The sequence below is a fragment of the Thalassospira sp. TSL5-1 genome, assembly GCF_001907695.1.
Lineage (GTDB): Bacteria > Pseudomonadota > Alphaproteobacteria > Rhodospirillales > Thalassospiraceae > Thalassospira.
Map to the genome: position 1 here is coordinate 188566 of NZ_KV880640.1, position 20578 is coordinate 209143.

The window sequence follows — 20578 nt, forward strand, 5'->3', positions numbered from 1 at the left end:
TATTTGATATTTATTTTATTAGGCATTGCATGTTGGGGCCTGTCGGTGCATGATGAAGTGCATATTGGTTTGCAGGACATGCGTAAACGGGCTGTGGATTAGGATCCAGGCGGCCTTTGTCCATCCTACCCGATCAAACCAAACCAGCCTTACTTAGACCAGCCCCCTTCAATACCCTGATGACAAACTTCGTGCGGTGCATTGACCCGACGTGGCGGGTTTCTCAGCGGGGAAGCTGCAATTTTCATTTTCATTAATATTGGCCTTTGCGTGGTCCTGTAACAGGCGTCGAGGGGATGGGTACGTTTACCTGTCGCTATGGCGTGCCAATGTTTAACCCCGGAGCCAGCATGACGATCCCTTCATTTGCCAAAGCCGCAACGGCTCAAAACGTTATCCAGTTGCCCTTTAACACCAGGTCTGGACAATCACCGGTGGGGCCGACAGTGTTATCCGCCTACAAGGCCCGACCAACAGCCATTGTTTATTGCGAAGCCAATTTTGGCCTTGATGACGGTAAAACCGCAAACGGTTTGGTCCGGCATTCGGAAAAATATGACATACTTTCCGTGATCGACAGCACACAGACTGGCCGTGATACGGGCGTTTTGCTAGATGGCAAAGCTAACGGAATTCCGGTTCTGGCGCATCTTGATGCGGCTTTTGAACACGGGCAGCGCATCCCGAATTATTTCATTTATGGCATGGCGCCTGCAACCGGCATGCTATCGGTCGACGAACGCGATATTGTTCTGGATGCCTTGAACCGGGGCTTGCATGTGGTGAATGGCCTGCATGAATTTCTCAATGACGATCCCGAATTTGTCTTGGCCAGCCAAGCCAACAATGTTGATATTATCGATATTCGCAAACCGCGCCCCAAAAATGATTTGCGCCTGTTTACCGGCAATGTCAGTAAAATACCGTGCCCGCGCATTGCCGTTCTTGGGACCGATTGCGCGATTGGCAAACGTACAACCGCCAGCATCCTGACCCGCGCGTTGATCGCCCGCGGGATAAAGGCGGTTATGGTCACAACCGGGCAAACCGGTATGATGCAGGGCTCTAAATATGGTGTCGCACTTGATGCGGTTCCGTCACAGTTTTGTTGTGGCGAACTTGAAGCAACCGTGATCGAAGCCTATGAAGGTGACCATCCCGATATTATCATCGTTGAAGGGCAGGGCGCGTTAAGTCATCCGGCCTTTTGCACATCGGCCTTTATTTTGCGGGGCTGCACCCCTGATGGCGTGATTTTGCAGCATGCGCCAAACCGCGTTCATCGCTGCGATTTTGACCAAATGCCAATGCCAAGCCCTGAATCTGAAATTCGCCTGATTGAAGCCTTTTCTGACACCCGCGTCATCGGCCTCACAATCAATCATGAAAATATGACAGACGCTGAAATCGGGACCAGTATCACCGCATATCATAAACAGCTTGGTATACCGGTAACCGATGCCCTGGCGCGGCCGGTTAATCTGTTGGTTGACATGGTGCTGTCGTCCTTTCCTGCCCTCGAAAAGAAATTGTCCGTTACCCTTCAATGATCACCCCCAGGCTGGAGATTGATCTTGATAAAATATATCACAATGCCTCAACCCTTGTGAGGCGCCTTGGAAGGCGGGGGATCACCGTAACCGGGATCACCAAAGCCTTTCGCGGTGCGCCGGAAATTGCGCAAATGTTGCAGCGTGCCGGTGTTTCAGGGCTGGGTGATTCCCGGATCGAAAATATTGAACGCATGCGACAAGCCGGTATTGATACACAAATAACACTGGTTCGATCCCCGATGATCAGTCAGGTGGATCGGGTTGTCGCAGCAGCAGATATCAGCTTCAATACCGAGCTTGATGTGATTGCAGCCCTTTCAAGGGCGGCGCAAAAGAACCGCACAGCGCACGGTGTTGTCCTGATGGTCGAATTGGGGGATCTTCGCGAAGGCATCATGCCGTGCGATGTGGCAAAAGCCGTTCAGACGGTACGCCGTTTCCCCCATATCAGGTTGATGGGGCTAGGTGCCAACCTTGCCTGCCGTAGCGGGGTTGCCCCTGATAATGCCAATATGGAAACGCTGTCCATATTGGCAGATCAGACCGGGGAGAACATACAAAATCCCGGTTTTATTGTGTCAGGCGGTAACTCCAGTAATCTTTCCTGGGCATTTGGGGGTGGTAAGGTTCGGCGGGTTAATAATTTGCGCCTTGGTGAGGCCATATTATGTGGCCGTGATCCGCTTCTGGGCCGCCGCATTCCCGGTCTTTACTGCGATGCCATTACACTTGTTGCTGAAGTCATCGAAAGTAAAACCAAACCAAGTAAACCCTGGGGGACACTGGGGCTAGCCCCGTTTGACCAGGTTCCTGTCACCATTGATGATGGCGATATTTCACAATCCATTCTTGCCATCGGCCGGCAGGATATCGACCCGGATGGATTGCAACCATTATCGGCTGTGACGGTTCTGGGGGCGAGCAGCGACCATCTTGTCGTTAATACGGGCATCCGCCACCTGGCTTTGGGGGCTGAAATTGCCTTTCAGCTTAACTACAGCGCCTTGTTGCGCGCCATGACATCACCTTATGTCACCCAGATTTTCACCGGGAATGTTATGGCTGTTGTTCCAAATCCGGGGCAATATAGCCTGCCCTGTTATTCCGGAGTGGCATAACCCGGTTTGCCGGGGCGCGTTGCAAAACAGGGTAAAAAAGACTATCTGCACGGGTCAAGCCGGGGTGTGGCATAACGATCGCACTCCCGGACGGTTATCACGGCAGGATAGACAGAGCATATGGCAGAACCCGTTTTGCAGGCGGCATCGCCCGGCGGCCCCGATAATATCGTCAGGGCCAGGAAGCTGGCGCACAAGAAACGGGTAGCGTTGCTAACCCTGTTATTGGCTTGCGCGTGTTTTGTCGGGCTGACGGTTTATGACCCTGACCACCAAAACTGGTGGGTCGGGCTGTTTGTGGCAATGGCCGAGGCGGCAATGATTGGTGGCCTTGCGGACTGGTTTGCCATTGTTGCGCTGTTTCGTCATCCGCTGGGCCTTAAAATTCCGCATACCGCGATTATACCGCGCAGCAAGGATAAAATTGCCCGCAATCTGGCGGATTTTATTTGCGACCATTTTTTGGGCAAGGACCATGTGCTGGAAAAAATTCGCGAATTCGATCCGGCAGACAGGCTGGCAAAATATTGTGCCAATCCTAAAACATCGGCGCAAATGGCCGATCTGGTGGTGAAGTTCGCCCCGCGCCTGATGTATTTGCTTGATAGTGCCGAATTGCAGGAATTTGTGCGCACAACAACCCGCGAAAAACTGCGCGAGGCGGATGTGGGCAAACTTTCGGCCCGTTTTATCACCATCCTGACCCAGGATGGCCGCCATCATGAAATGGTCGATAGCCTGTTAAACGATATTGCCGATTTCACCAACAGCGATGAAACCCGCAATATGCTGGCTGATAAAATTGCCGGTGAATTATGGTCGGTACTGCGTTGGGTGAACCTTGATAAGGCAGTTGCCGACAACATTACCGAAAAGGTGGCCGTTGGCCTGCGCGAATTGATCCAGGACCTGGCCGATAACAAGGACCACGAACTGCGCCTGAAATTTGAAAATAAAATTCCCGCTTTTATTGACCGTTTGCAGACCGACCCGGTTTTGCGCGCGCGCCTTGATCAGTTTCGTGACCGGATGCTCGATAATCAGGAATTATCGGATTACATCGCCCATATCTGGAGCAAAACACTGAACTGGTTGCGATCAGACCTGGCAAATCCACAATCGGAAATTCGCCGCGCCATTATCGGCGCATCGCAAAATATTGGCACCAAGCTCGATGCCGATCCGGAAATGAAAAACTGGCTTAATCTGTGGGTTCTTGAAACGGTGGACCCCTATATTGGCGAATATCGCGAAAAGATCCGCCATTTCATCAAGGAACGAGTGGAGGCCTGGAGTGCGGATGAACTGACCGCCCAGTTAGAGTTGGCAATGGGCAGCGACTTACAATCAATCCGCCTGAATGGAACGCTGGTTGGCGCTCTGATTGGCGGGGTTTTGTTTGCAACCATGCAGTTTATCGGCTGGCTGACCATCCAGTTTTAAGAAGGGCTGGCGAAGTTCGCCAGCCCTGAAAAATCCGTCAGTTCCGTCTATTTTTGTAAGAAAAACCTGTCTTATGCTGCCTTTACCGAGTTCAGGAAGGTCTCGACCTTTTTGCGAAGGTCTTCTGCCTGCTGGGACAGATCACCCGATGCGGACAGAACCTGTTCGGCGGCCGCGCCGGTCGAAGAAGCTGCTTCGTTCACACCATGAATGTTGGATGTGACTTCGCGGGTTCCCGCAGAAGCTTGCTGAACATTGCGGGTGATTTCTTCGGTGGCAGAACCCTGTTCTTCGATCGCACTGGCAATCGAAGATGCGATTTCATTGATTTCGGTAATTGTTGCGCTGATTGACTGGATCGCCCCAACAGCACCATTGGTTTCTTGCTGAATACCGGTAATCTGGCTGGTGATATCATCGGTTGCCCGGGAGGTTGCATTGGCAAGGTTCTTCACCTCGGCGGCAACAACGGCAAACCCTTTACCTGCGTCTCCTGCGCGTGCAGCCTCGATGGTCGCATTCAGGGCCAAAAGGTTGGTTTGGGCGGCAATATCGCTGATCAGGCCAACAACATCACCAATTTTCTGGGCTGCTTCGGCAAGGCCACGCACCTGGCTGTTGGTCCGGTCTGCCTCGGCAACCGCCTTATTGGCAACCTGGGCTGACTGGCTGACCTGCTGGGAAATTCTGGCAATGGAGTTGGTAAGTTCTTCTGATGCTCCGGCAACGGTTTCAACGTTGCTTGACGCCTGTTCTGCCGCAGCTGCAACAGCGGTTGACTGGCGGCTGGTTTCTTCCGCGGTTGCTGTCATCGAAGTGGCGGTTGCCTGCATTTCGGTTGCAGCAGAGGCAACCGTTCTCAGAACAACGGATACATCCGCATCGAAATCATTGGTCAGCTTCTCAATCACTTTCGTGCGTTCTTCGCGACGTTGTTGCGCCTTGACCTCTTCGGCGGCAAGTTCTTCGGCTTTGATCATATTTTCTTTGAACACAATAACGGCGGCGGCCATTTCGCCGATTTCGTCTTTGTGGTCTGTGCCAGGAATTTCGACGGTTTTATCACCGTCCGACAGTTTACGCATCGATTCCGTAATTGTCAGGATGGGGCGCGAAATACCGTTGCCAATGACCCATGCAGCGGCGATCCCGAAGATAACCGCGATTGCGGCAATAATCTCGCCTGTAATAATGGCCTGCTGATTTTCAGCAACGACACGGCCACCAAGCTCATTTTGCTCATCGCTAATGGAATCCGTGAATTGATCCAGGTTCCGTCTCAGCTTGCCACCGATGGGACGAATTTTCTCGGCCAAAAGGTGTTCTTGTTCGGCCGGGTCTTTGCTGGCAAGTAAGCTGTTAAATTCCGCTACAAAAGTATTGATATCGGTTTTAATCGCGCGAACCATCTGATCCCGTTCGGGCGAAACAATCAGTTGCTGAAGCTGATCGCCAAGATCAAGGGCATTCTTCATGTTCTTCAGGGCGCGCTCGGACAGTTCCTGTGTCGGTTCGTCTTTATACATTCGGGCGACAAGCCGCGTATCGAGGATATTGGTCAGCATCTCGTTTGCCAAATTGGATTGATTGGCAATAAGGCGGTACCTGTTGAAATTTGTGTCACCAGATTGTAGCGCAAGAACGCCAATAATTGCGACAGCAAGGAGAAGGACAAGAGTTATGCCAAATCCCGCTGAAATTTTATAGGCGATCTTGATATTTTTTAGGAAGTTCATTCCGTCTTGCTCCGGATATTTATGTGGTCGGTTTCGCAAAGCCGGTTTGTGCCAGTTGCTCGTCAGTTTTGTTTGATTACGCCTGCATAAGAGACGCCGCACCCCAAAAAGATAGGTACCATAGGTTGGTGCAGATCGCCGTAATATACGAATGAAGTATCAACCACTCCAATGATATAGGATCGAGTATTATAATTCCTCAAAAAAATGATTTAAATTTTTGTAATATTTTAAAATTTGGGGTGATATATCTCACCCTTGGTTTTCGTCTTCATGGGATAAAGCCGTTGTATTTTCGAGCCAGAAAACGCAATAAACAGGGGCCGAATTGACGCCGTATCAGGTAGATTTGCCCGATGGACAAATTTTTACTTATGAGATCGTCCTGTTTATCTCATTTGTCAGAGGCGGAAAAAAAACGCTGCGGCATACATCATGTCAAATAGGCATTGGATGTGCTTTGCTGTCAGGCCTTAGGATTTTTCTGAAAATCCTAATAAGGCGCGGAGAAAAAAATGCGAATAATGATATCGGTTGATATTGAAGGTGTTGCAGGCGTTAACGAGACGCTTCAGGGGCGTCGCGGCAACCCGGAATACGAAGTTGCCCGTCGCCTGATGACACAGGAAGCCAATGCCGCCATTGCTGGCGCGTTTGACGGCGGCGCGACCGAGGTTGTGGTTGCAGATTCTCATGGTCCTATGCGTAACATTATTGCCGAAGATCTTGACGAGCGTGCCCGCCTTGTTTCGGGCAAGCCGCGTCCCTTGTCGATGATCCAGGGGATTGATGAAAATCACGATGGTGTTGTGCTGATCGGGTATCATGGTGCGGCCTCGAATAGTGGTGTTATGGCCCATACCGTCAGCGGTATGGCGTTTCATTCAATCGAAATCGATGGCATTCGCGCTGGCGAACCCACCCTGTTTGGCGGATACGCGGCTGAAATTGGCGTACCTTTGCTGGCCGTCAGTGGCGATGATTGCCTGGCCCGGGAAATTGCCGAACAGTTCCCCGCTGCGCGTCGCATTATCGTCAAGGAAGCCCTGGGGGCTCATGCCGCCAACAGCCTTTCGCCCATTCGCTCGCGTGCCTTGATCCGCAGCGAGGTAGCTGAAGCCGTCGCCAGTGCCGCCACCGCAAAAGTTGAAGCGCCATGTCAAGTACCGTTGGATGTGACCGTGCGGTTTCATAAATCGCTTTATGCCGATGCTGCTGCCTTGCTGCCGATTATGGAACGGACCGATGCACATACGGTTTGCTTTCAGGCCAAAAGCCATGCCACGGCAATCGGGGTCATTTCGGCCCTGTCACTTATGATTGCGGGCATGCAATAAACGCTGTTTTGTCCGGTTTAACCTGATCAATAATGCAAAGGCTAAAGGGCCCGGATGAATGTCCGGGCCCTTTGCTTTTGTCATATAGACAGATGATGTCAGCTGGCTTGCGTAAGAAACGCGTGAAATTCGGGCAGGGTTTTACCCGTATATCCAACACTCGCACGCGCAAACCACATGGCGTTCAGCACGGCTTCTTCAACGGCTTCAACGGCAGCATGGAAAAAGATATTCATGCTGTTTTCAGCAAGTCGGGTGGCCTCATATTCGGCTGCCCCGGAACGGGAATGGCTGTTTTGGGTTGAGAAGGCAATGGCAATATCGCCACTCTGGTGACCCCAATAACTGCCCATCCGGCCAAGGGCTGCACCCGCCCGTTTGCAAATCCGGCCTAACTGGCGGGAATCCAATGGGGCATCGGTTGCCAGTACAATAATGATGGAACCTTTGTCCTGGGCGTCGGGTAGGGATGGGTTAAAGGCAGAATATTTCTTACCCATAACCCGCAATTCCGATTTTTGGCCGAAATTGGAAAGAACAAGTGCGCCAAGATGATAGCGGCATTTGGCATCCACTTTGACCTGGCGGGAGGCAGAGCCAACACCACCGGTAAAGCCAAAGGTTTTCATGCCTGTGCCAGCACCAACGGCACCCTGTTGGAAATGTTCGCTGGCCTGGTCAATGGCGTGATCCACCATTTCTTCGGTCACATGAAACGCCTGGATGTCGTTGACGATGCCGTCATTGCATTCCAGGACCAACGGGTTAACCGTTGCCGTTTTGCGACCAATGGCCGGGTTCTGGCGAATGGCTCGTTTGATCAGGGCCTTGCCACAATCACCAACAGCGAATGTATTGGTCAGGATAATTGGCGTTTCAATTTCACCAAGCTCGTCAAGCTGAACAAGTCCAATACTTTTGCCAAAGCCATTTAACACGGCAGAGGCGGCATGAACCGGGCGGTCAAACAGATCGCCCCCATGCGGCAAAATGGCCGTTACACCCGTGCGGGCGGTTGTGCCTTGATTAAGGGTTGTATGCCCGACGGTAACGCCGGGAACATCGGTAATCAGGTTTTTTTGCCCGGTCGGGTGTACCCACCAGTCACCAGGCGACAAACTGTCACGAAATTGCACTGTCATTGTCTTTTGCCGCGCAATCGCAGCCTATTCCCTGTCAAGTTTCGGGTCGAGCGCGTCATGCAGACCATCGCCCAGAATATTGAAGGATAGAACGGTAATGAAGATGGCAAGCCCCGGGAACAGGGTCAGGTGCCATTCACCGGCCATCATGTAATCGCGCCCGGTTGAAAGCATCGCCCCCCATTCGGCCGTTGAGGGTTCCACGCCCAGGCCAAGGAATGACAGGCTGGTTGCGGTGATGATGGAGGTACCAATACGCATGGTGAAATAAACGATCACCGCGCCTAAAACACCGGGCAGAATGTGACGGAACATGATGATGAAGTCCGACGCCCCGGCCGCACGGGCAGCTTCGACATAGGTGCTTTCTTTATGGGCCAGTGTGCCGGAACGCACGATACGGGCGAATGCCGGAACACTGAAAATGGCGACAGCCACAATCACGTTGGTCAGCCCCGGGCCAAGAATGGCGACAATGCCAATGGCAAGCAACATGCCGGGAAAGGCAAACAGCACATCAGACACCCGCATGGTGCAGGCATCCAGCCAGCCGCCATAATACCCGGCAAAAAGCCCGGCCAGAACACCAATGACAGCACCGACAGAGACCGAGGTAAAGCCGATAAACATCGACAATTTGGCCCCGTTTAACAAACGGGCGAAAATATCGCGGCCAAATTCGTCGGTACCAGCCCAATGCAGGGCGCTTGGTGTTTGTAGTGTGTTCATATAGTCAAAGCTGTCCGGGCCAAAAGGTAAAATAACCGGGGCCAGAAAAGCCAAAACATACATCAGCAACAGAAAAATGCCTGCTGCCAGCGCGACTTTGCGTTTGGCAAACCGTTTCCAGAATTCCTTGAACGGACTGGTCGCCGCCTCGTCGGGGGCCGGGGCCGCATCAATGACGATTTCGGGTTGTTGCGTCATCACGGTATCCTAGCTATAGCGAATTTTCGGGTTGATCAGCCCGTAAAGGACGTCAACCAAAAGATTGATCAGCAGAAATTCAAGCGAGAAGATCATGATCTCGGCCTGAACAACGGTGTAATCGCGGAAACGGATCGCATCGAGCAACAAGGACCCCATGCCCGGCCAGCGAAACACCTGTTCGATGACAATGGAGCCGCCCAGCAAAAAGCCAAACTGAAGGCCCGCCATCGTGACAACAGGGATCAGGGCGTTGCGCAGGGCGTGTTTCCAGATAACAATTTTCTCCGTAAGGCCCTTGGCGCGCGCGGTGCGAATGTAATCTTCGCGCACAACCTCGATCACGGCGGACCGGGTAAAGCGTGCCATAATGGCCGCCACACCAGCCCCCAGGGTAAGCGAAGGCAGGACAAGGTCCGAAGGACTGTCAAAGCCACTGGTGCCAAACCAGCCCAACTGGACCGAGAAAAACTGCATTAAAAGCAGTCCCAGCCAGAAAGGTGGCATGGAAATGCCGGAAACAGCCGCGAACATGCCGGCATGGTCGCCAATGCTGCCACGTTTGACCGCCGAAATCACACCCGAGAGCAAGCCAAACAGAACCGACCATCCCAAAGAACACAGGGCCAGCCATACTGTCGGCATAAAGGCCCGGCCAATCATGGTGGTGACGGGCTCGTGTGTGCGCAAAGAGGTGCCGAGATTTCCGCTCAGGATATTGCCAATGAATTTAAAGTACTGCTGGTATAAAGGCGCATCCAGATTAAGCGTTCGACGAACGGTCTCTACCTCTTCGAGCGTGGCAGTATCGCCCGCCAGCACACGGGCAGGGTCGCCCGGCAGCGCATGGACAAAGAGAAAAACGAATATCGAAATCAGAAAAAGAACCGGAATTAACGCAAAAAGCCGTCGCAGGAAATATTGAACCATTTGGTGCTCTTGGTGTCGGCGGCCCGGTAATACCAAATGATATTACCGGGCCGGAAGTTTCAGGCGGGCTTATTCTTCAAACGCGGCGTGGGCATATTGCATGGTGCCATCCGGCATGGGGAATGCACCGGTCAGGCCTTTTTTACGACCTGCAAGGGCATTATCGACGGCCAGCCAGACAACCGGCTTGTCTTTCCAGATCTGTTTCTGGGCGATTTCATATGCCGCTGCGCGTTTTGCCGGGTCAGCAGTTTCAAGGGCATCATTGATGGCCTTGTCCACATCCGGGTTGGAATAAAACGCTTCGTTATACATGTTCGGAATCCAGCCTTCGGTCGAATAGACCGGGCGCAGGTGCCAGTCGGCATCACCGGTCGAGGGCGACCAGCCACCAATAACCGTATCAAACTCGGCGGTTTCCGGGGTTACGCTGGAACCAAACAGTTTTTCAGCGCGGGTTGCGCCTTCCAGCGGAACGATATCAACCTTAACATTGATCTGCGAAAGCTGCTGTTTGATAAACTGCAACATGCGCACTTCGGTCGAGTTGTTACGCGCCCAAAGATTGATCGAGAAACCATCGGCATAGCCGGCTTCTTTCATCAATTCCTTGGCCTTGGCAACATCGGTGGTCAAGGCCGGGGTCTGGGTGGCATGGAACTGGGTTGCCGGGGCAAGTGGTGAATCCGGCACAATGGCATGGCCGCCATAAACCACCTGGGTGAAGGCATTTTTGTCAATCGCCAGGTTAAAGGCTTCACGAACGCGAATGTCCTTGAATTCTTTGCGCATCATGTTCATTGCCATGACCCAAACCGAAATGCCCGGCTTTTCAAGCACTTCGTATTTGTCGGATTCACTGACACGCTTCATCAGTTCGGCAGGCAGGATCGGCACGAACTGAACTTCGTCCGACATCAGCATCGAAACACGGGTACCGTTTTCGGCGACCGGATAGAATGTGACCTTGTCAACCTTCGGCCATTCGGAATCCCAATAGTTTTCGTTCTTTACGACAACCATCTTTTCGCCCGGAACCCATTCCTGAAATTTGAACGGGCCGGTACCAACCGGATGCTTGGAAATGTCTTTGCCGTATTTCTTAATCGCAGCCGGGCTTTCCATCACGACCGACGGATGGGCCAGCGTGTTGATCATGGCACCAAACGGTTTGCTCAGTTTAATGACAACGGTGTAGTCGTCCGGCGTTTCAACCGCTTCAACCAGTTTAAACAGGCTGTGTTTTTTCAAATTCAGGCTGGCATCGGCCAGGCGGTCCAGGTTGAACTTGACAGCTGCAGCGTTAAAATCGGTGCCGTCCTGGAATTTAACACCTTCGCGCAGGTGCAGGGTAAAGGTTTTGGCATCGTCACTGCCTTCCCAGCTGGTTGCCAGCTGCGGGACCAGCTTCATGTCGCCGTCAAATGCGATCAGGCGTTCATAAATGCCGTTCGCGACAGAATAATCGACATTGTAGTTTGAATCCTGCGGGTTCAGACCCTGGATAATCTGGTTCAGCGCAATGGAAAGGTCGGCTGCCTGGGCGGCGTGCACGGTGCCAAAGGCTCCTGCAAGCATGGTTGCGCCAAGAACCGCATTTTTCAGATGTTTCATGTGTTAATGCCTCTTTGCTGATCTGAGTGTTCGTTTATTGTTGTTGAATGTTAAAAGACTGGACGTTCATTCCGCTGCGACGAAATGTCCCTGCGAGATTTCCTGCAAGGCAAGCCTGGCAGGAGGATTGTGAATAGACCTGATCGGACTGGGAACTTCGCCTGTAATCAACGGGCGGTTTTCAATCCGGAAGGCCGGGTCGGGGATGGGGGCGGCATCCATCAGGCGGCGGGTATAGGCATGCCCGGGATGTTCAAACACATTTCGCCGTGGACCCGTTTCAACAATTTGCCCCAGATACATTACCGCAATGCGATGGCTGACCCGTTCAACCACGGCCATGTCATGGGAAATGAACAGCCAGGCCAGGCCAAATTTCTGCTGCAAATCCATCATTAGGTTCACGACCTGCGCCTGCACCGAAACGTCAAGTGCTGATACGGCTTCGTCGGCGATGATCATTTTGGGGTTGGTGCCCAGGGCACGTGCAATTGCAATACGCTGGCGCTGCCCGCCAGAAAAGGCGTGCGGATAGCGTTTGGCATGGTCAGCCGAAAGCCCGACCTGCTCAAGCAACCAGACAGCGCGATCCATTGCCGATTTTGGCGTTTCCAGCTTGTGAATCAGCATTGGTTCACAAATTGAATACCCAACCGTCAGGCGTGGATTAAGCGACGCATACGGATCCTGGAAGACAAACTGGATCTGGCGGCGCAGCTTTTGCAAATCAGGGTTGGACATGGATGACATGTCCTGGCCGTCAAACATCAGGCGCGCAGACCGCGATTGCACCAGCTGCAGGATAGAACGACCCGTGGTGGATTTACCGCACCCGGACTCCCCCACAAGACCCAGCGTTTCGCCAGGCCAAATATCAAGATCGATGCCTTCAACAGCATGGACGCGCTTGGTGGTTTTGCTCAGCAACCCTTCCTTGATGTCGAAATGCGTGGTCAATTCACGCACCGACAAAAGTGGCGGTTTGGAATAATCAATCACGGTTCCCGGTTTGGAATCTTCCACCGTTTCCTTGCCCGGAATGAGAAACCGTTTGGGAAGATCGCTGCCCTTCATCGACCCCAGGCGCGGCACGGCCTGCAACAGGGCCTTGGTATAGGGATGCTGCGGGTTGGCAAAAACATCCTCGACCTTGCCTTCCTCGACCTTTTCGCCGTGATACATCACCACCACGCGATCGGCGATTTCGGAAACCACCCCCATATCGTGGGTGATAAACAGCACCGACATGCTGTTTTCGACCTGCAAATCATGAATAAGCCGCAGGATCTGCGCCTGAATGGTCACATCCAGTGCCGTTGTCGGTTCATCCGCGATCAGCAATTGCGGGCGGCAGGAAAGGGCCATTGCAATCATGACACGTTGACGCATCCCGCCCGAAAGATGGTGCGGATAGCGTTTCATGACATTGGTGGCATCGGGAATACGGACTTTTTCCAGAACCTCGATGGCAACCTTGGCGGCTTCCTTGCGCGATTTTTTCTGGTGGGTGGCAATCGCCTCGATCAACTGTTCACCAATGGTGAATACCGGATTAAGCGAGGTCATCGGCTCCTGGAAGATCATCGAAATTTCGTCGCCACGCAGGGTGCGGGCGTTTTCGTCATCCAGGGTCCGAATATCAACGACTTTACCGCTGCGCAGCTGTAAATTGATCGACCCGTCGGTGATTTTACCGTTGCCAAATTCGATCAGGCGCATCAGGGAAAGGGCGGTAACGGACTTACCAGAACCGGACTCACCAACAATGGCGACGGTTTCGCCTTTGTAAACGTCAATGTCCAGGCCCTTAACGGCAGTCACAGGGGCTTTATCATTGCCAAAGGCAACAGTCAGGTTGCGTACGGATAACAGTGTCGGGCGCGTTTGTTCAGCCATTCAATATTCCCTGAAACTCAGTCACGGTATCGTTTGCCGTTGGGTTTTTTGCTTGTGCGAAGACGTTAACCATCAGGGGCAGCTTCTGCCAAAGCTGTTTTGGCAACATCTATGCCGATTTTGCATAGTTTTTGTCAATCGCTTGTTTTCGCAAGTGCGAAACGGCTTAAGCAGGCACTTTGACGCAGGTTCATTTTGCTTAAATTGGTCTTTTCTGGTGTCAAAAACTCTATGCCGCCAGCGTATGAAGCCGCAAAATCGACCTGAAACGCGCCCTTGTCAGCGTGCGCCCCTGCCATAATATGCCCGCATTCACTATGTTCATTTTCCCGTTTTCCAACCCGGAGCATTCATATGACACATCGCTTCTCACTGGTCGTTCACGGTGGCGCAGGGACCATTTTGCGCAGCAAAATGACTGCCGAAAAAGAAGCAGCGTATCATGAAGGGTTGAAAACGGCGCTACAGGCCGGATATGCGGTTTTGGAAAAGGGCGGGTCGGCGGTTGATGCCGTGGTGGAGGCTGTTTGCGCCCTGGAAGACAACCCGTTATTTAATGCCGGGCGGGGGGCGGTTTTTACCAGCGAAGGCAAACACGAAATGGATGCTGCCGTGATGGAAGGCACACAGCGCAATGTCGGTGCCGTGGCAGGCATTTGTGGTCCGCGAAACCCTGTTCGGCTGGCGCGCGAGGTGTTGGAGCATTCCGAGCATGTGTTTTTTGGTGCCGATGCGGCCCTAAAATTGGCTCAAAAGGCGGGTTTGCCCTTTGAAGATGCGGCGTATTTCCACACCGATGCCCGCTGGAATGCCTTGCAGGAAACGTTGAAGTTACGTTCACAGGGCTTGGAAAGCGACGACCCCGCCCGGCGTCATGGCACAGTGGGCGCTGTTGCGTGTGATGTAAACGGGCAGGTGGCGGCTGCAACCTCGACCGGTGGCATGACGGCCAAGGCACCGGGCCGGATCGGCGATACCCCGGTGATTGGCGCGGGAACATTTGCCGATAATGCCACCTGTGCGGTGTCTGCAACCGGGCATGGTGAGGTTTTTATTCGTTATTGTGCCGCCCATGAAATTTCGGCCCGGATGCGCCATGCGGGGCAAAGCCTTGCGGATGCGGCCAACCATGTCGTGATGGAAGATCTGGGCAAAAATGACGGTTCTGGTGGTTTGATCGCTGTGGATGGGGCGGGCAATGTTGTTATGCCGATGAACAGTGAAGGCATGTATCGTGGTGTTGTCACCCAGGAAGGGCGGTTCGAGACTTATATTTACAGCGATGAAACGCCCGCCTAGGAATGCAATACTGGGCCAGGGCCCGTCGTATTTGCAACGACGGGTCAGGTTATATCGGCAAGGGCGTCCCACAATTTACGGGTAACAGAACGTTTTGTGTCTGCCTTGCGATAGATTTGAATGTCAAGCGCGTGCCGCCAGCTGGCGGCATCAATTTCAACCAGCTCGCCCCGGGCAAGTTCTGTCCGTGCGCAGCTTTCCGGCACCAGTGTCAATGCGCCAAATTCAATCGCCATGCGTTTGACGAATTCCGAGGTTGGGCTTTCGCTAATGCGTTTGATTTTTTTCCGAACGGTTGGGTTCTGACTGAAAATCATCGCTTCGATTTCGGAAAAATAGCCATTTTTTGAATAGCCGACATAGGCAATTTCCCCATCCTGATCAGGATGAATAATCGCATTCCCGTGTGCATCTGTCGGGGCGACCAGGATCATGTTTTCGCTGGCAAGCGTCATGGCGCGAAACTGGGTCGTGTCAAACAGAACCGGTGCCTTTGGGCTGCAATATTGCAAAACAAAATCAATATCCCCATCGGCCAGGTGACGCACCATGTCATGGAAATTTTCTGTCATGATATGGCTGGTAAACGGGCCAATCACCTGCTGAACCCGTCTTAACCAGCCGGGAATGAAACTGATGCTGAGCGTGCTGGCGGCCGCAATCCGGATATCTGGGCGGCCGGTATGTTGGATTTGATGAAACTGTGCGCGGTCATGGTAAATATCATGCAAAACGGTTTCAGCCGTATCACGAAACAGGCGGCCTTCTTCCGTCAGGGTGATGGGATATGTGCGCCGATCAATCAAATCGGTGCCGATCCAGTTTTCCAGGGCACGAATACGGCGGCTAAATGCCGGTTGTGTTACGTTGCGTTCTTCGGACGAACGCGAAAAATTGCGTGTCCGGGCCAGCGAAACAAAATCCTCAAGCCACTTTATTTCCATTCTAAGAGCCCCTAGGTCAGAAGATGACAGGCGCGTTTGTATCACTACGCAAACGGATAGTGCGATTATATTTGTGCATTATCCGCCGCGATACGATCTTTTCGTCCCCATCCAGCCCTCGTTTTGCAAAGTGATGGACTTTTATGTCAAGCGCCACGCGATCCCTTTTGGCAATATTGTATCTACCAGCCTTGCATTACAAACCACTCGCACGCCTTGAACGATATGCGTGCGGTTTGTTTGAACCAGAAGTCGATAATTGATGGTGCTCCCTATTCTTAATATTGAAAATGATTATCATTACTGCTAGTTTGCGCCCGACATTGATTTAGGCCCCGGTTATTTTGGGTTGCAGTGCCGTGTTATCCGCTTACACGCCATCAGGTGGTTGTTTAGAATGAAATTCTGGGCCAGAACGCTCGCATATCTATTCGAGCAGCACCGAAGCAGGCTGCTTTCGATGGCTGTTCGCCGGATGCAGGATCGTGAAGTGGCGGCTGAATTGGTTCAGGACGTTTATTTGCGTATGATGCAGCATGGCAGTGTTGGCACAAAGGAAGAGAACATCAAAGTTCTGTATACCGCCGTGCGCAACGCCATTATCGACCATCACAGGTCCATCCGAAATCATAGCCGATCCATGGAAAGCCTTTTACCAAGCCAGCTGTGGGAACAGCAGAAAACACACTCCCCAGAGGATCATGTTGAGGCCCGGCAGGCACTCGGCGCGTTAGACAAAGCCCTGCTTGAGCTTTCACCCCGGGCGCGGGAGATGTTTTTGGCCCATCGGGTCGATGGCATTTCCAATGCCAAACTTGCCAAAAAATACGACATTTCGGTTAGTGCCGTCGAAAAACAATTGGCCCGTACCATGCGACATTGTCAGGAACGCCTTGCCGCCCATATCGACCCTGATTAATCTTTTCCGCACAAAATATGAGGATATTTTCCTTCTCAATCGTTATTACCTATAGAGAGGTTTTCGATAGGCGATTGGGGTGGCTTATGGCCGCGGGAATGGAATAGTCAGAGGCAATGTCGCATCATAACGAATTGACGGATCAGCAAAAAGACGATGCTGCCATCTGGTATGCCCGCCAGGCGGGCGGGTCAATGTCGTCCCGTCAGCAGGCAGAATTTCAAGCCTGGCTGAATGCGGATGAAGGTAATCGGGCGGCCTTTGAGGAAATGCGCCAATTGTGGACGCAACTTGAACAACCGGCCTCTCGTCTGGCAAAACAGGAGCGCTCGGCCTGGCGTCGCATTTTCGGTCCGTTTGTACGTCCCGTTGCACGGCCTTTCTCCATCGGGATGGCGGCTGCCGTCATTTTGGTTGCTGTATGTGCGTTATGGTCAGGCAATCCGTGGATTTTGCAAAACCTGCGGGCTGATATTGTTGCCGGGCCGGATGTGACAAGCCGTTTTCAACTGCCAGATGGATCATCAGTCATACTGGCTGCCAATAGTGCCGTTACGACGGACTTTGACGGTGATCGTCGCAGGGTTGAGCTTTTGCGTGGACAGGCATTTTTTAATGTTGTTTCACGTCATGGCGACCCTTTCACCGTGACATCCGGCGAGGCATCGGTGCGGGTTGTCGGAACACGGTTTAGTGTGGACCAACAGAGTGCGGGCACGGTTGTTACCGTTGAAGAAGGACGGGTGCAGGTCGCGGGTTGGCAGAAAAACAACAATGTTGAAATTGGTCCCGGGCAGCAGGTTTCTGTTTTGGATGGCGCGCTAGAAACACCCCGGCAGGTGAACCCGGTACTGGCCTTGTCCTGGTTAAAGGGACGGCTGAGTGTTGAAAATGTCCGGGTTGCGGACTTGGTAGCACAATTCGCCCGCTATCAGAATGACCGGATTATGGTGCTGGGTGATCTGGCAGATAGAAGAATTTCCGGCACTTTTACAATGGCGAATATCCCGGGATCTTTACAAACAATGGCCGATGCTCTTGATGCAAAGCTTGTCCGGGTTTCTCCGTGGATGACAGTTATTTATTGAGATTGCGAAAAATTCGCAAAAAATGTTGATGAGGATGTGAGGAGTTTGATCGCCCGTTCGTTTGTCTAGTTAGAAGCAGGGGGGACCTGCTTGCGAAGACATATAACTGGAGCGGGAAATTGAGATCCGATAACACCAAAAACAAGATTCATGCCTTAGCGGCAAAACTTTTGCTGTCCACGACGATGCTTGTGCCTGTGTCTGCCTATGCGCAAACAAACAATGCAACATCGGGTGTTGAACGGGTTCAATATTCTTTTGATATCAAGGCGCAGTCTCTCGCCCAGGGGATTGCCGAAATTGGTGCCGTATCGGGGTGGCGCATTGCCTATACGATGGAATTGCCCGCAATTGACACCGCACGGGTCATTCGCGGGACGATGTCCCCAATGCAGGCGCTTGATATTTTGCTCAAGGGAACCGGGTTTTCCTATCGCTCTACGGGGGATAATGCGCTTGTTATCGTCAAGCCTTCCAGCGCCGCAGCAAATGGCGATGTGACAACCCTCGATCCGATCCGCATTGAAGCGGCAGAAGAACAAAATGGATTACCGCCTGTCTATGCCGGCGGCCAGGTCGCCAGCGGCGGGCAACTTGGGATGCTTGGCGATACCGATATCATGGACGCACCGGTCAGCATCACCAGCTATACCAGCGAAAAAATCGAGGATCAGCAGGCCAAAACCATTGCTGATGTTTTGAAAAACGATCCCTCCGTCCGCGCGCCCAATAGCGGCGGCGGTATGCTTGATACGTATCAAATACGCGGTTTTAGCATCAATACCGGCAATTCCGGCGAAGTGGCAATGGATGGTGCCTATGGTGTTGCACCGAATTATCGTGTGCAAGCAGGCTTTGCCGAACGCATTGAAGTTTTGAAAGGTCCGGCCGCCTTACTCAACGGCATGTCGCCCAATGGTGGTGTTGGCGGTGTGATTAATATCGTGCCCAAGCGCGCCGGTGACAAAGACCTTAATCGCGTCAGCGTTGATTACGGGCTGGGCGAGCAAGCAGGTGGCAATGTTGACTTCAGCCGCCGTTTTGGCAAGGACAAACAGTTCGGTGTCCGGTTTAATGGCGGCTACCATAATGGCGATACCTATCTGGACAAACAGTCGCGCGAGGCAACATTGGGCGCGCTGGCCCTGGATTATAAAGGCGAAGATCTGCGTCTGTCGCTGGACCTGATTGATCAGCGCGAAGACATAGATGCGCCGTTTCGTGAATATCGCCTTACATCGGGCGTTACCATGCCGGATGCACCGGATGGCAGCAAAAATGCGGTCCAAGACTGGCAATGGTCGGATGCGACAGACCAGTCAGCAATGCTGAAGGGTGAATATGATCTTGCTGATAATCTGACCCTGTTTGGCGGCGTTGGGGGTGGTCGCACCGAAGTGGATCGTTTGTTCGGTTATCCGATCATCACAAACAACGCGGGCGATATTGACGACGATTCACTGTCTTATATGCGTTTTCAGACCAATCGGTTTACGGCAAATGCAGGGTTAAGGGGTGATTTCAGTACGGCGGCGATTAATCATGAGGCAACCGTCTCAGCCAGTTATTACGCCGATACCTTCTATCGGGGTGCGGTTTATTCGGCCACTGATCCGGCATCAAATATCTATAATCCATCGTCGGTTCCGCCAATTTTTGTTGCCGCACCAACCGCCAAACCAAAACTTTCCGAAACGGACCTGAGAGGTATCGCCGTCGCTGATACCCTGTCGGTCTGGCAAGACCAGGTAAAGTTAACGCTTGGCGCGCGGCATCAGTCGATTGAAACAAACAATTTTAATGGGACAACCGGGGTTAAAACCGCGCATTACAAAGACAGCGTCATTACGCCGATGGTCGGCCTTGTCGTTAAGCCGACAGATTATATGTCGGTTTATGCCAATTATCTGGAAGGCTTGAGCAAGGGTGATATCGCGCCAAGTTCGGCTGCAAATGCCGGCGAAGCAATGGCCCCCTATGTTGCCAAGCAGATTGAAACCGGTATCAAGCTTGACTTTGGAACATTTGGCGGTAGTGCGGCCCTGTTTCAGATCACCAAGCCATCGGGACAGACGGTTAACAATGTTTACAATTCCGATGCCGAACAGCGCAATCGCGGGCTGGAGTTGAATGTTTTTGGCGAAGTCACGCCGGATGTGCGCCTGTTGGCAGGCGTGATGTTCCTGGACGCGGAACTGACCAAAACCAACAGCGCGGCCACCAAGGGCAACCGTCCGGTTGGCACACCCAAAATGCAGGCAAACCTGACAGCAGAATGGGATACCCCCTTTGCGCCGGGGTTGACATTAAATGGGACGATTACCCATACCGCCGAGCAATATATCAATACCGCAAACAGCCAGGACATTCCGGACTGGACGACGCTTGATCTGGGCCTGCGCTATAAAACCACCATCTCCGACACACCGGTAACGGTGCGTGCGACCATCCAGAACGTCACCAATGAATCCTATTGGTCGGGCGTGAATGACTACAGCATGATTTCACTAGGCGCACCCCGCACGGCCCTGGTGTCATTAACGGCAGACTTCTAACGAAAACTCGGGAAGCAGAGCCGCATAAATGCGAGCGCAATAATATTCAAGGCTCTGCTTCCTGGCACTTAACGACT

15 protein-coding genes are annotated in these 20578 nt (G+C 52.6%); 8 read left to right on the plus strand and 7 right to left on the minus strand.

The genetic code is table 11. The features are described 5' to 3' along the window. The first annotated feature begins 350 nt into the window (after window positions 1-350). From LF95_RS19460 to LF95_RS19470, 3 genes are all read left to right on the plus strand, one after another. Window positions 351-1550, plus strand: a complete 1200-nt coding sequence (locus LF95_RS19460; RefSeq protein WP_083607834.1) for a DUF1611 domain-containing protein — start codon at window positions 351-353, stop codon at window positions 1548-1550. Continuing rightward, entirely contained in the window at window positions 1547-2671 is a 1125-nt protein-coding gene (locus LF95_RS19465) for an alanine/ornithine racemase family PLP-dependent enzyme (protein ID WP_073956856.1), read from the plus strand. Before LF95_RS19460 ends, LF95_RS19465 begins: the two co-directional genes overlap by 4 nt. A gap of 120 nt (window positions 2672-2791) precedes the next feature. Next, window positions 2792-4114, plus strand: coding sequence for a DUF445 domain-containing protein (locus tag LF95_RS19470; protein WP_073956857.1), 1323 nt, complete (start codon window positions 2792-2794; stop codon window positions 4112-4114). Between the two features lie 71 nt (window positions 4115-4185). On the opposite strand, the gene LF95_RS19475 is transcribed toward LF95_RS19470, so the two are convergent. Then, window positions 4186-5850, minus strand: coding sequence for a methyl-accepting chemotaxis protein (locus tag LF95_RS19475; protein ID WP_073956858.1), 1665 nt, complete (start codon window positions 5848-5850; stop codon window positions 4186-4188). Between the two features lie 515 nt (window positions 5851-6365). Between LF95_RS19475 and LF95_RS19480 the strand changes: the two genes are divergently transcribed. Further along, window positions 6366-7187 (plus strand): M55 family metallopeptidase, encoded by an 822-nt coding sequence (locus tag LF95_RS19480; RefSeq protein WP_073956859.1) that lies wholly within the window; start codon window positions 6366-6368, stop codon window positions 7185-7187. Window positions 7188-7285: 98 nt separating this feature from the next. Here the strand turns inward: LF95_RS19480 and LF95_RS19485 are convergent, their stop codons facing one another. The 5 genes from LF95_RS19485 to LF95_RS19505 all read right to left on the minus strand — a co-directional run bounded on the left by LF95_RS19485 (window position 7286) and on the right by LF95_RS19505 (window position 13696). Then, window positions 7286-8329, minus strand: a complete 1044-nt coding sequence (locus LF95_RS19485; protein ID WP_073956860.1) for a DmpA family aminopeptidase — start codon at window positions 8327-8329, stop codon at window positions 7286-7288. A 24-nt stretch (window positions 8330-8353) separates the two neighbouring features. After that, the gene (locus LF95_RS19490) at window positions 8354-9256 is read right to left on the minus strand and encodes an ABC transporter permease subunit (RefSeq protein WP_073956861.1); all 903 of its coding nucleotides are present in this window, start codon (window positions 9254-9256) and stop codon (window positions 8354-8356) included. 9 nt (window positions 9257-9265) lie between these two features. Next, a complete protein-coding gene (locus tag LF95_RS19495) occupies window positions 9266-10186 on the minus strand; it encodes an ABC transporter permease subunit (protein WP_073956862.1) in 921 nt (306 codons plus the stop codon). 69 nt (window positions 10187-10255) lie between these two features. Then, window positions 10256-11800 carry a glutathione ABC transporter substrate-binding protein gene (locus LF95_RS19500; protein ID WP_073956863.1) on the minus strand — a complete coding sequence of 515 codons (1545 nt, stop codon included), beginning with the start codon at window positions 11798-11800 and terminating at the stop codon, window positions 10256-10258. Window positions 11801-11866: 66 nt separating this feature from the next. Further along, window positions 11867-13696 carry an ABC transporter ATP-binding protein gene (locus LF95_RS19505; RefSeq protein WP_073956864.1) on the minus strand — a complete coding sequence of 610 codons (1830 nt, stop codon included), beginning with the start codon at window positions 13694-13696 and terminating at the stop codon, window positions 11867-11869. Window positions 13697-14050: 354 nt separating this feature from the next. On the opposite strand from LF95_RS19505, the gene LF95_RS19510 reads away from it, so the two are divergent. Beyond that, window positions 14051-14995 (plus strand): isoaspartyl peptidase/L-asparaginase family protein, encoded by a 945-nt coding sequence (locus tag LF95_RS19510; RefSeq protein WP_073956865.1) that lies wholly within the window; start codon window positions 14051-14053, stop codon window positions 14993-14995. 44 nt (window positions 14996-15039) lie between these two features. On the opposite strand, the gene LF95_RS19515 is transcribed toward LF95_RS19510, so the two are convergent. After that, entirely contained in the window at window positions 15040-15939 is a 900-nt protein-coding gene (locus LF95_RS19515; RefSeq protein ID WP_073956866.1) for a LysR family transcriptional regulator, read from the minus strand. A 397-nt stretch (window positions 15940-16336) separates the two neighbouring features. On the opposite strand from LF95_RS19515, the gene LF95_RS19520 reads away from it, so the two are divergent. The 3 genes from LF95_RS19520 (at window position 16337) to LF95_RS19530 (ending at window position 20501) form a co-directional block, all read left to right on the plus strand. Continuing rightward, window positions 16337-16858: an RNA polymerase sigma factor gene (locus tag LF95_RS19520; protein ID WP_073956867.1), complete on the plus strand. Its 522-nt coding sequence runs from the start codon at window positions 16337-16339 to the stop codon at window positions 16856-16858. Window positions 16859-16974: 116 nt separating this feature from the next. Then, on the plus strand, window positions 16975-17946 hold the full coding sequence (locus tag LF95_RS19525; RefSeq protein WP_073956868.1) for a FecR family protein: 972 nt from the start codon (window positions 16975-16977) through the stop codon (window positions 17944-17946). Between the two features lie 119 nt (window positions 17947-18065). After that, window positions 18066-20501 carry a TonB-dependent receptor gene (locus LF95_RS19530; protein WP_073956869.1) on the plus strand — a complete coding sequence of 812 codons (2436 nt, stop codon included), beginning with the start codon at window positions 18066-18068 and terminating at the stop codon, window positions 20499-20501. The last annotated feature ends 77 nt before the right edge of the window (window positions 20502-20578 follow it).

What these genes read in the sequence shown, in the direction of transcription:
- LF95_RS19475 (WP_073956858.1), bottom strand. Translation starts at nt 5,850, where the DNA reads ATGAACTTCCTAAAAAATATCAAGATCGCCTATAAAATTTCAGCGGGA.
- LF95_RS19505 (WP_073956864.1), bottom strand. Translation starts at nt 13,696, where the DNA reads ATGGCTGAACAAACGCGCCCGACACTGTTATCCGTACGCAACCTGACT.
- LF95_RS19500 (WP_073956863.1), bottom strand. Translation starts at nt 11,800, where the DNA reads ATGAAACATCTGAAAAATGCGGTTCTTGGCGCAACCATGCTTGCAGGA.
- LF95_RS19465 (WP_073956856.1), top strand. Translation starts at nt 1,547, where the DNA reads ATGATCACCCCCAGGCTGGAGATTGATCTTGATAAAATATATCACAAT.
- LF95_RS19490 (WP_073956861.1), bottom strand. Translation starts at nt 9,256, where the DNA reads ATGACGCAACAACCCGAAATCGTCATTGATGCGGCCCCGGCCCCCGAC.
- LF95_RS19520 (WP_073956867.1), top strand. Translation starts at nt 16,337, where the DNA reads ATGAAATTCTGGGCCAGAACGCTCGCATATCTATTCGAGCAGCACCGA.
- LF95_RS19510 (WP_073956865.1), top strand. Translation starts at nt 14,051, where the DNA reads ATGACACATCGCTTCTCACTGGTCGTTCACGGTGGCGCAGGGACCATT.
- LF95_RS19485 (WP_073956860.1), bottom strand. Translation starts at nt 8,329, where the DNA reads ATGACAGTGCAATTTCGTGACAGTTTGTCGCCTGGTGACTGGTGGGTA.
- LF95_RS19495 (WP_073956862.1), bottom strand. Translation starts at nt 10,186, where the DNA reads ATGGTTCAATATTTCCTGCGACGGCTTTTTGCGTTAATTCCGGTTCTT.
- LF95_RS19480 (WP_073956859.1), top strand. Translation starts at nt 6,366, where the DNA reads ATGCGAATAATGATATCGGTTGATATTGAAGGTGTTGCAGGCGTTAAC.
- LF95_RS19525 (WP_073956868.1), top strand. Translation starts at nt 16,975, where the DNA reads ATGTCGCATCATAACGAATTGACGGATCAGCAAAAAGACGATGCTGCC.
- LF95_RS19470 (WP_073956857.1), top strand. Translation starts at nt 2,792, where the DNA reads ATGGCAGAACCCGTTTTGCAGGCGGCATCGCCCGGCGGCCCCGATAAT.
- LF95_RS19515 (WP_073956866.1), bottom strand. Translation starts at nt 15,939, where the DNA reads ATGGAAATAAAGTGGCTTGAGGATTTTGTTTCGCTGGCCCGGACACGC.
- LF95_RS19460 (WP_083607834.1), top strand. Translation starts at nt 351, where the DNA reads ATGACGATCCCTTCATTTGCCAAAGCCGCAACGGCTCAAAACGTTATC.